This is a genomic window from Streptomyces sp. YS-3 (genome assembly GCF_045257485.1).
In the GTDB taxonomy this organism is placed as follows: domain Bacteria; phylum Actinomycetota; class Actinomycetes; order Streptomycetales; family Streptomycetaceae; genus Streptomyces.
This window is the reverse complement of sequence record NZ_JBJHPC010000750.1, coordinates 1-2,917: the sequence shown is the minus strand read 5'-3', so window position 1 is coordinate 2,917 and position 2,917 is coordinate 1. Positions and strand designations below refer to the sequence as shown.

Here is a 2,917-nt window from a genome sequence, read left to right as displayed (position 1 = left end):
CCCCCGGGCGACGGGTTCGCCGTAAGGCCGAAGGGTTCGCCGGTACGGCCGACGCCGGCCCGCGTCCGCCGCCGGGGAGCGGCGCGCTCAGCCCGTCAGAAGGGTGCGCAGGGCCGCGTTGAACTCCTCGGGCCGCTCCAGATTGGGCAGATGGGCCGCCCCCTCCACGACCACCAGGGCGGACCCGGGGACCGACGCGTGCATCGCCTCGGCGTCGGCGACCGGGGTGTACGTGTCGTCGCGGCCCACCACGATCAGAGTGGGCACGGTGACGGTGGTGAGCAGCTCCCGGTAGTCGGGCCGCTCGGCGCGCCCGCGCAGCGCGGCGGCGGCGCCCTCGGGGTCGGTCGCGGTCATCATCCGGTGCACATGCGCCTTGACCCCCGCGTCCGCGTACGGCGCCACCATCTTCTCCAGGACCTCGTCGGCGTACGGCCTCATGCCCTCGCGTACGAGCCGGTCGGCCGTCTCGCGGCGGGCGGTGCGGCCGGCCGGGGTCTCGGCGGCCGGGAAGGTGTCCGCCAGGAGCAGGGCGCTGATCCGCTCGGGGAAGAGGCGGTAGCACTCCATGACGATCTGGCCGCCCATGGAGAGCCCGCCGAGGGTGAAGCGCGCGATGCCGAGCCGGTCGGCGAGCGCCCGGACGTCCCGCGCGAAGTCGGAGAGGAGGGTGGTGCCGGGGGTGACGGGCGCGCTGCCGTAGCCGCGCAGATCGGGGGCGACGACCCGGTGCGTCCGCGCGAACTCCTCGATCTGGGGGTCCCACATCGTGCGGTCGAAGGGGTGGCCGTGGACCAGGAGCAGGGCGTCGCCCGTGCCCCGGTCGGTGTAGGTGGTGGGCATGTCAGGAGGCTAGGCGGGCCCAACTGCTCGGTGCAATAAGATCTTTGCTCTCGGTGCAATGCGGGCGGGGCTCTGGAGGCGGGATGGACTACCTGCGGCTGGCGGACGGGGTCGCGGCGGCGATAGCCGACGGAAGGCTGCGGCCGGGCGACCGGCTGCCGCCCCAGCGGACGTTCGCGCGCCGCCACCGGGTGGCGGTCTCCACCGCGATCCGGGCGTACGGGGAGCTGGTGCGGCGGGGCCTGGTGGTGGGCGAGGTCGGGCGCGGCACGTTCGTCCGGGCCGCGCCGCCGCACCCCGGGTCGGTGCTCGCGGAGGACAGTGGCCGCACCCCGGTGAACCTGGAGCTCAACTACCCGGTGGCGGACGGGCAGTCGGAGCTGATGGGGCGCGCTCTCCTGGGCCTGGCCCGCCCGGATGTCCTGCTGGAGGCCACCCGCCCGGCGGCGGCGGACGGCACGCCCGGGGCGCGGGCGGCGGCGGCGCGGATGCTGGCCCGCCCCGGCTGGTGTCCGGACCCGGACCGGCTGCTGTTCGCGGGCAACGGCCGCCAGGCGATCGCGGCTGCACTCTCCTCGCTGGCCGGGCCGGGGGCCCGGGTGGGCGTGGAGGAGCTGACGTATCCGCTGGTCAAGGCGGTGGCGGAACGGCTGGGGATCTCCCTGGTGCCGATCGCGACGGACGGGTCGGGGATGCTGCCGACGGCACTGGAGGCGGCCCACCGGCGTACGCCGCTGAGCGCGGTGTACGTACAGCCCACGCTCCACAACCCGCTGTCGCTGACGATGCCGGGGCCGCGGCGGGCGGAACTGGCGGTGGCGCTGCGGGAGTCGGGGCTGGCCGCCGTCGAGGACACGACCTGGGCGTTCCTGGCGGACGGCCCGGAAACGCCCGCGCCCCTGGCGGCGTACGCGCCGGAGCGGACCCTCCTCGTCGACAGCCTCTCCAAACGGCTGGCGCCCGGCCTGACGGTGGGATTCCTGAGCGTGCCCGAGGCGTACGGGGAGAAGGCCGCGCGGGCGCTGCGCTCGGGGGCGTGGACGGCGGCCCGGTTCAGTCTGGAGGCGGCGGTGCGCTGGGTGGAGGACGGGACGGTCGAGACCGTGGTGGCGGCGAAGCGGGCGGAGGCGGCGGCGCGGCAGGCGCTGGTCGCGCGCCACCTGGGCGGTTTCTCCGTCGTCACGGACCCCCGCTCCTTCTACTGCTGGTGGCGGCTGCCCGAGCCCTGGCGGGCGGAGACCTTCGTGGCGGCGGCGGTACGGGAGCTGGGGATCGCGGTGACGCCCGGGAGCGCGTTCGCGGTGGGCGCGGGGTCGGCGCCGGACGCGGTCAGGGTGGGTCTGGCGTCGCCGCCACGGCCGGTGCTGGATGCGGCGCTTCGTCGGCTGGCGGAGCTCGCCGCAGGCGAGCGCTGAGCCACGCCGTCAGCGCCAGGGCGAGACCGGCGGCGACGGCGGCCCAGGAGGTGGTGCGCAGGAGGGCGGTGAGCGCGTCGTAGACACCCGCCGCCGTGCCGGGGTCGGCGCGGGGCGGGAGGTCGGCGAGGGTCAGGATCCGGCCGAGGGCGACGAGCGCGCGCAGCCCGAGCCCGCCTGCGGCGATGCCGAGGCCGACGGCGGTGACATGGGAGCGCACGGGTCCAGCCAACCCCGGGTTGCCGGGCGGGGCGCGCGGGTGTGGGCTGTATGGGGGAAGTGTCGTGGAAGGAGTCCGCCATGTCCTCACACGCAGCGATGCCGAGGAGGCAGCCGTCGTCGAGGCCGAGCCACGTCTCCGGCCGGCCGACCCGGCTCGGCCTGCCGGCCGCCCTGATCGCCCTGCCGATCGTGATCGGCGTCTTCTACGGCTTCTGGGCCGCGTCCATCAGCCGCAGGGGCGGCGAGGTGACGGGCGGGAACATCGCGCTGGGCCTGGTGTCCGGGGCGGTCATCGCCGCGCTCGGCCTCGGCCTGCTGCTGATCCAGGGCCGCCTGCCCCGGGAACTGCGGGCGTTGGCCTTCGGAACGCTGTTCGGAGCGGGGACGGGGTTCCTGTACGCCCAGTCGGGCGAGAGCGTGCTGGGGGCGTCGGGGAT

Annotated in this window: 4 protein-coding genes; 2 read left to right on the top strand and 2 right to left on the bottom strand. The window is 75.9% G+C overall.

Translation table 11 applies throughout. The annotated features are described in order from the left end of the window. Positions 1-87: 87 nt before the first annotated feature. Positions 88-843, bottom strand: a complete 756-nt coding sequence (locus tag ACJA3G_RS34265) for an alpha/beta fold hydrolase (protein WP_406556933.1) — start codon at positions 841-843, stop codon at positions 88-90. A gap of 83 nt (positions 844-926) precedes the next feature. Here ACJA3G_RS34265 and ACJA3G_RS34260 point away from each other — a divergent pair, with 83 nt between their 5' ends. Further along, positions 927-2,258 (top strand): PLP-dependent aminotransferase family protein, encoded by a 1,332-nt coding sequence (locus ACJA3G_RS34260; RefSeq protein WP_406556932.1) that lies wholly within the window; start codon positions 927-929, stop codon positions 2,256-2,258. On the opposite strand, the gene ACJA3G_RS34255 is transcribed toward ACJA3G_RS34260, so the two are convergent. Further along, on the bottom strand, positions 2,173-2,478 hold the full coding sequence (locus ACJA3G_RS34255) for a hypothetical protein (protein ID WP_406556931.1): 306 nt from the start codon (positions 2,476-2,478) through the stop codon (positions 2,173-2,175). The two genes, ACJA3G_RS34260 and ACJA3G_RS34255, sit on opposite strands and share 86 nt — an antisense overlap. 80 nt (positions 2,479-2,558) lie before the next feature. Between ACJA3G_RS34255 and ACJA3G_RS34250 the strand changes: the two genes are divergently transcribed. Further along, the coding region (locus ACJA3G_RS34250; protein WP_406556930.1) for a hypothetical protein at positions 2,559-2,917 on the top strand (359 nt) is incomplete at its 3' end.

Coding starts and splice junctions, on each gene's coding strand:
- ACJA3G_RS34260 (WP_406556932.1), top strand. CDS start 927: ATGGACTACCTGCGGCTGGCGGACGGGGTCGCGGCGGCGATAGCCGAC.
- ACJA3G_RS34265 (WP_406556933.1), bottom strand. CDS start 843: ATGCCCACCACCTACACCGACCGGGGCACGGGCGACGCCCTGCTCCTG.